Origin of the sequence: Kitasatospora sp. NPDC059803, assembly GCF_042732255.1 — a bacterium.
Lineage (GTDB): Bacteria > Actinomycetota > Actinomycetes > Streptomycetales > Streptomycetaceae > Kitasatospora.
On record NZ_JBHWIJ010000193.1, the window covers coordinates 10470 to 16598 of the forward strand.

At 75.6% G+C, this 6129-nt stretch carries 6 protein-coding genes; 1 reads left to right on the plus strand and 5 read right to left on the minus strand.

The annotated features are described in order from the left end of the window. The 4 genes from ACFV6I_RS26530 to ACFV6I_RS26545 all read right to left on the minus strand — a co-directional run. The coding region (locus ACFV6I_RS26530; protein ID WP_380428037.1) for a hypothetical protein at positions 1-262 on the minus strand (262 nt) is incomplete at its 3' end. Positions 263-435: 173 nt separating this feature from the next. Beyond that, positions 436-1440: a glycosyltransferase family 2 protein gene (locus ACFV6I_RS26535; RefSeq protein ID WP_380428039.1), complete on the minus strand. Its 1005-nt coding sequence runs from the start codon at positions 1438-1440 to the stop codon at positions 436-438. A gap of 202 nt (positions 1441-1642) precedes the next feature. Beyond that, positions 1643-2305: a lytic transglycosylase domain-containing protein gene (locus ACFV6I_RS26540; RefSeq protein WP_380428041.1), complete on the minus strand. Its 663-nt coding sequence runs from the start codon at positions 2303-2305 to the stop codon at positions 1643-1645. Positions 2306-2844: 539 nt separating this feature from the next. Next, positions 2845-3696, minus strand: coding sequence for an EI24 domain-containing protein (locus ACFV6I_RS26545; RefSeq protein WP_380428043.1), 852 nt, complete (start codon positions 3694-3696; stop codon positions 2845-2847). A 143-nt stretch (positions 3697-3839) separates the two neighbouring features. On the opposite strand from ACFV6I_RS26545, the gene ACFV6I_RS26550 reads away from it, so the two are divergent. Then, on the plus strand, positions 3840-4637 hold the full coding sequence (locus ACFV6I_RS26550; protein ID WP_380428045.1) for a S1 family peptidase: 798 nt from the start codon (positions 3840-3842) through the stop codon (positions 4635-4637). 101 nt (positions 4638-4738) lie between these two features. On the opposite strand, the gene ACFV6I_RS26555 is transcribed toward ACFV6I_RS26550, so the two are convergent. After that, positions 4739-5929, minus strand: a complete 1191-nt coding sequence (locus tag ACFV6I_RS26555; RefSeq protein ID WP_363369647.1) for a helix-turn-helix transcriptional regulator — start codon at positions 5927-5929, stop codon at positions 4739-4741. Positions 5930-6129: the final 200 nt, after the last annotated feature.

Here is a 6129-nt window from a genome sequence, read left to right on the forward strand (position 1 = left end):
GGGCGCGCGTGCGCGCCCGCGTGTGGGTGGGGCCGCCCGGGGCGGCCCCCCCCGCACCGCCTATCTGCGGCCTGTGGGGGCGGGCGGTGCGGACGTCGTGGGGGTGGGCGGGTTTGACCCCCCCGAGCGGCAGTTGCCGGTAGTTGGACGCGTCGTGGCTGTAGACGGTCCGCTCGGCGGTGCCGAAGCGGACCTCCCCGCGCAGTACGGCGGCCAGTTCGCGGGCCAGCTCGGCCCCGGGGGCTGCGGACGGACGGCTCACCAGGGACCTCCGGGCGGGTGCGGCTACGGCTCCGGCCGATCATGGCAGCCGCGCGCCCGCAGGGGTACCGGCCACGACCGGGGTACCGCCGATGGGGTGTCGGTCGGCGGCCGCCCGGACAGGACCTCGGCCCCGCCGCCTGCGGAGGCGGGGCCGCGCACGTGCGGAGTACGTCACCGCCGCCCGGTGAGTGTGCCGCGGGCGATGTGGGAGAGCTTGGCCATCTCGAACGCCGGGTAGGCGCCGCCGGCCAGCAGCGAGAACTTGATCCCCTCGCGGCCGCCGGGCCGCCGGTGGCCGGGTGGCTGGAAGCGCCGGTGGTGCTCGGCGGCCCGGTGGAAGAACTGCGGCCGCTCGGCGCGGGTGACGCACCCGGCCAGGTCGAAGACGAACAGGTAGTGCCGGATCATCCGGACGAACAGCGCGTCCCGCACCGCGTACAGGTGCGGCTGGTCCTCCAGCAGCGCGAAGCTGCGCTCGTACTGGTCGAAGAGGTCGAACACGCCGCTGCCCGGGGAACCGGTGGGGTGGACGGTCTCCCGGCGGCGCAGCTGCACGCACTCGCGCGCCAGCGCGGCGACCCGGCGGGCGCCGAGCAGTGCCGCGTGCACCACCGGGATCTCCTCGTACCGGCCGTCGGGGAAGGCCAGCCGCAGCTCCTCCCAGTGGCCGCGGCGGATCAGCCGGTCCCAGACCAGCGGCGGCGCGCCGAACAGGGCGGGCTGGTCGAAGGGCTCGAACACCTCGGGGCCGGCCTCGGCGAGCAGTGCCTCCGCCCCGCCCGGCCAGTCCCGGTCGTTGTGCCGGCGGGAGTGGCCGAACAGCAGCAGGTCCACCGGGCCGGTCTGGCCGAGCCGGTCGGCGAGGTTCCGCAGCGCGTCCTGGGGCAGCTGGTGGTCGGCGTCCAGGAACAGCAGGTACTCGCCGGCCGCCCGCGCCGCCCCCGCGTTCCGGCTCACCCCGACCCCGACCGCCGCGTTGAGGTGCAGGACCGACAGCCGCGGGTGCCGGGCCGCGTACGCGTCGGCGAGCTCGCCCGCGGCGTCGGGGGAGCGGTCGGCGACCACGATCACCTCGACGTCCTGGAGGGACTGCGCGAACAGCGAGTCCAGGCAGTCCGCGAGCTGTTTGTGCTGGTCGTAGGCGGGGAGCACGACGCTGATGAGGGGTGAGGGCATGACGCCGGAGCGTAAGAGGACGCGCTGACCGTGGCAAAGCCCTGACGGTGCGTAATACCGAGCAATCCCTGCCAAATCGTACGACCGTACGCCATATCTTCACGCGGCCTGCCGGACGCGTCCACGACAGCCGGAACGCGCGGGGCCCGCGACGCGTGGTGCGTCGCGGGCCCGGGGTGCGTCGAGGCTCGGCAGCCTCGGTTTAGTACCAGTGGTGGTTCTGCCAGAACGACCAGGCGGCGCAGGGGCTGCCGTAGCGGGAGTTCATGTAGTCCAGGCCCCACTTGATCTGGGTGGCCGGGTTGGTGCGCCAGTCGGAGCCGGCCGAGGCCATCTTGCTGCCGGGCAGCGCCTGGACCAGGCCGTACGCGCCGGAGGAGGCGTTGACGGCGAGGTGGTTCCAGCTGCTCTCGCGGGACACGATGTTGCTGAAGCACTGGAGCTGGCCGGCCGGGACGAGCTGCGCGGCGATCTGCTGCGGGCTGCCGGTGAGGGCCGGGGCGCCGGTGAGGTCCTGGCGCGCCTGCGAGCGGGAGGCGGCGGCGTCCGCGTCGGCCTTGGCCTTGGCGTCCGCCTGGGCCTTCGCGTCGGCCTCGGCCTGCGCCTGGGCGGCGGACTCCGCCTCGGCCTGCGCCTGGGCCTGGGCTTCCTGAGCGGCCTGGTCGGCGGCGGCAGCGGCAGCGGTGTCAGCCTGGGCCTGGTCGGCGGCCGCCTTGTCGTCCACCGTGACGGCGGCCGCGGGGGCGGCGGCCTCGGTGGTGCTCCCGGCCTGCGGGAGGGCGAGGGCGGCGGTGGCGGCGCTCGCGACGACGAGGGTGGCGATGCCGGTGATCAGGGAGTTGCGGCGGGCATGGCTGAGCTGCATGAAGCGGACAATCCTTTTCCGTCGGGGGCCGTGCCGGTGGCACCGGGTGCGGGGCATCGCACGGGCGCCCGGGTGAGCGGGGCCCGCGCGGCCGTCCGGGACGGCCGTGGTGCCCCGGCGGAAGTGGCGGGGCGGGTCGGCTGCGCGGCGGACGGGGCCGGCTGCGCTGCCTGGCGACGGGCCATTCTTCGCAGGGCCGGGGACGGGTGGCAAAGGCAGGTGCCACTACGGCGGGTAGTAGCCGCAGGGTGGCTGCGGCGAGACGCGGTGATGGGTTTGGGAGAATTTGTCCGACTTGCGTACTTGTGGGTCGAAGGTCGGTGGCGCGAGCGGAATGCGTGGGTGTGAGGTGCGGTGGCCTGCGTTCTTCGAGGCATTCCGGGCAGCCCGACGCGGGACGGGAGCCCGTGCCGGGGGGTCGGCCGGCGCCCGGGCCGTAGCCATCCACTATCGGGGGCAGTAGACGGCGAACCCCGTGTGGGCGGCCTCACACCTCCGGCCGGCCGGGATCGGCGCAGGGTGACCGGCCGGTCACCGCTTCAGGAGGTCGCGTACGGGTTCCCGGTGGCGGGCCGGGAGGCCGGCTCCGCCGCCGATTCCTGCTCCTGCTCCTGCTCGTCCGCCGTGGCCGCGTCGTGGACCGGGTCGAGGGCGAGGTCGCGGGCCAGGTCCCGGGCCAGCAGGGTGGCGCCCGCGACGGCCCCCGGCATGGCGAGCACCGTCACCAGCGGAACCAGGAACGCCAGGATCAGCGGCGTGCCGAAGCCCAGCGCCAGCCCGAGCCGGGCGCGCAGCAGCCGGATCCGCTCACGCTGCGGCACCCCGCGCCGCTGGAGGGCGACGGCGACGAGCTCGACGGTCAGGAAGAAGCCGGACACCAGGAAGCCCAGCGCCGGCACCACCGTCTGCCCGATCACCGGGATGAAGCCGCAGGCGAACAGCACCACGCCGAACGCGGCCACCCGCACCAGGACGGAGGCGCTGTCCCGTACCGCGATCACCAGTTCGCGCCACAGCGCCGACTCCGGCGGGGTGGGCGCACCGCCCTCGGTCTCGTCGACCTTCGCGGACAGCGCCTCGTAGAAGGGCTGACCGACCAGCAGCGTGACGGCGGTGAAGGTGAGCAGCGAGAGCAGCAGGCCGCCGCCGAAGGCGATCGCGGCGAGCGCGTCGCGCAGCAGGCCCTGCCAGGGCGAGCTCCAGTGGTCGGCGAACGGGGTGGCCCAGTCGGCGAGGTCCTTCGACCAGCCGCCGAGGAAGACGAGCGCGACGGCGTACCCGGCCAGGGTGAGCAGTGCGGGCAGCATGCCGAAGCCCCACCAGCGGCCGTGCCGACCCACCCACTTCTGGCCCCCGACCAGGTACTTCATCCCCGCCACAAGATCTCGCATGGGCGATCACATTAGGGCTTTCCCGTCCGGAACCCCGCATTGCCGTGTTCCTGCCAGTTTCGACCGGCAGGGTCGGGCCCCTCCTGTCGCGACGCCTTCGGGGCCACCCTCGGTGCTCCCCGACCTGTCAGTGGAGGAGTCTGATGAAGCGTCAATTCGGCAGATTCATCGTGTTGTTGGCCGCACTGGTGCTCGGCGCCGGCGCGCTGGTGCTGCCCGCCGCCGCCTCGCCCGCACCCTCGGCGCCGTCGCCGGGCGTGGTCGGCGGCACGCGGGCGGCGCAGGGCGAGTTCCCGTTCGTGGTGCGGCTCTCGATGGGCTGCGGCGGCGCGCTCTACACCCCGCAGATCGTGCTCACCGCCGCCCACTGCGTCAACGGCACCGGCGCCGACACCAGCATCACCGCGACCGCCGGCGCGGTCGACCTGCGCAGCGGCAGCGCGGTCAAGGTCCGCTCGACGTACGTGTACCAGGCGCCCGGCTTCTCCGGTGCGGAGAGCGGCGACGACTGGGCGCTGATCAAGCTGGCCTCGCCGGTCGGCGGCAGCCAGGTGAGCACGCTGCCGACCACCGACTCCACCGCCTACGACAGCGGCACCTTCACCATCATGGGCTGGGGCGCCGCGACCGAGGGCGGCGCGCAGCAGCGCTACCTGCTCAAGGCCACCGTGCCGTTCGTCGACGACGCCGCCTGCGCCAACGCCTACCCGGGCCTGAACAGCGCGGCCTCGCTCTGCGCGGGCTACGTCGACCAGGGCGGCGTCGACACCTGCCAGGGCGACTCCGGCGGGCCGATGGTCCACCGGGACGCGGCAGGCCGCTGGGTCCAGGTCGGCATCGTCAGCTGGGGCAACGGCTGCGCCCGGCCCGGCTACCCGGGCGTCTACACCAAGGTCAGCACCTACGCGGCCGACATCGCCTCGGCGGCGGCCGGGCTCTGACGCCGACCGCCGAAGAGCCGATGAACCGAAGAACCGGAGCGCCCGGAGAATCCCCACCGGGCGCTCCGGCGCGTCTGCCGTCAGCCGTCCGTCGGGGGCCGTCAGCCGTCCGCCGGGGGCCGGTGCGCCGTCGAGCCGCCCAGCCAGGCCCGGGCCCGGCGCCGCTCGTAGGCGATCCGGCCGGTGGCGTCCGGCGGCAGCCGGGAGAGGACGGCGGCTGCGGCCTCGTGGCGCCCGGCCCGGGCGTACGCCCCGGCGAGGCGGCCGGCGACCAGGGCGTGGTCGTGCGGGTGGGCGGCCTGGTCCAGGCGCCCCAGGGCGGCGCCCAGGTGGGCCACCGCCGCGTGCGCGTGGGCGGTGCGGCCGGTGCGGACGGCGAGGTCCCGGTGGCAGGTGCCGTGGGCGACGCCCAGCACCAGGGCCGCTCGGGCGGCCCCGGGCACCGGCTCGCCGGCCCGCAGGGCGGCCTCGGTCAGCCGTTCGGCGTCCGCCATCGCCCGCCACGTCTCGGGCGCCGCGCCGGCCAGCGCGTGGGCGTGCGCCTGGGCGAGGGCGGCCCAGGCCCGCAGGCCGGGCAGGGTGCGGGCGGTGGCGTGGGCGGCCTCGGCCAGGGCGAGCGCGGTGGCCGGGTCGCCGCTCCACCAGTGCAGGGTGCTCTGCCGGGCGAGCAGGGCGGCCGCGGTCGGCTGGTCGTCGGCGGCGCGGGCCCATTCCAGTCCGGCCGCGTACCAGCCGAGCGCGCGGGTGCGGCGGTCCCCCTCGAAGTGGGCCCAGCCCGCGAGTTCGGCGTAGCGGGCGGCGAGCGAGCGGACGGCGGGGGCGGTTTCGCGCGGGGCGGCGTGCTGCCAGGCGGCCAGGGTGCGGGCGTGGTGTTCGAGGACGGTGGCCAGCTGTTCGCCGCCGGTGTGGGCGGCGGCCGCGCGGTAGACGTCGAGCAGGTGGCCGAGCACGGCGAAGGTGGCGGCGTCCGGTCGGCTCGTCGGGGGCCCTGTGCCGCTCTCGCCGAGGGGCGGCAGGGCGGGGGCTGCGAGTTCGCCGAGGTGTTCCCGCTCCTGCCGGACGGGCTGCCACAGGGCTGCCAACTCGCCTCCGGTGAGCAGGAGTTCGTCGGCCCGGGCGGGGAGCCCCGGCGGTGGCCAGCGGCGGGCGTTCTCCACTCGGCTGATCAGTGAGTTGTGGTAGCCGAGCAGGCGGCCGAGTTCGGCCTGGCTGAGTCCGCGGGCCTCGCGCCAGTGGCGCAGCCGGTGGCCGAAGCGCAGGCGCGCGGACGCGGGGGCGGGGAGGGGTGGCAAGGGGTCTCCCGGGGGGTGGGGGAGCGCTCGTGGGGGAGCGCCATGCCCAGGTATCCCCCTTGACGTGCCATTGTCAAACTGTGGTTCGTGTCCGGCGAACGGCACCGGGGCCGGGGGCCCCCGCCCCGGCGCACGGGGCCCGCCCAGGCGGGCGGCGCGGGCCGGTCACGACCCGTAGCCTTATAACAACGATAGCGGCC

Excerpts from the sequence above, each read along its gene's own strand:
- ACFV6I_RS26550 (WP_380428045.1), top strand. The coding sequence starts at position 3,840 with ATGAAGCGTCAATTCGGCAGATTCATCGTGTTGTTGGCCGCACTGGTG.
- ACFV6I_RS26545 (WP_380428043.1), bottom strand. The coding sequence starts at position 3,696 with ATGCGAGATCTTGTGGCGGGGATGAAGTACCTGGTCGGGGGCCAGAAG.
- ACFV6I_RS26535 (WP_380428039.1), bottom strand. The coding sequence starts at position 1,440 with ATGCCCTCACCCCTCATCAGCGTCGTGCTCCCCGCCTACGACCAGCAC.
- ACFV6I_RS26540 (WP_380428041.1), bottom strand. The coding sequence starts at position 2,305 with ATGCAGCTCAGCCATGCCCGCCGCAACTCCCTGATCACCGGCATCGCC.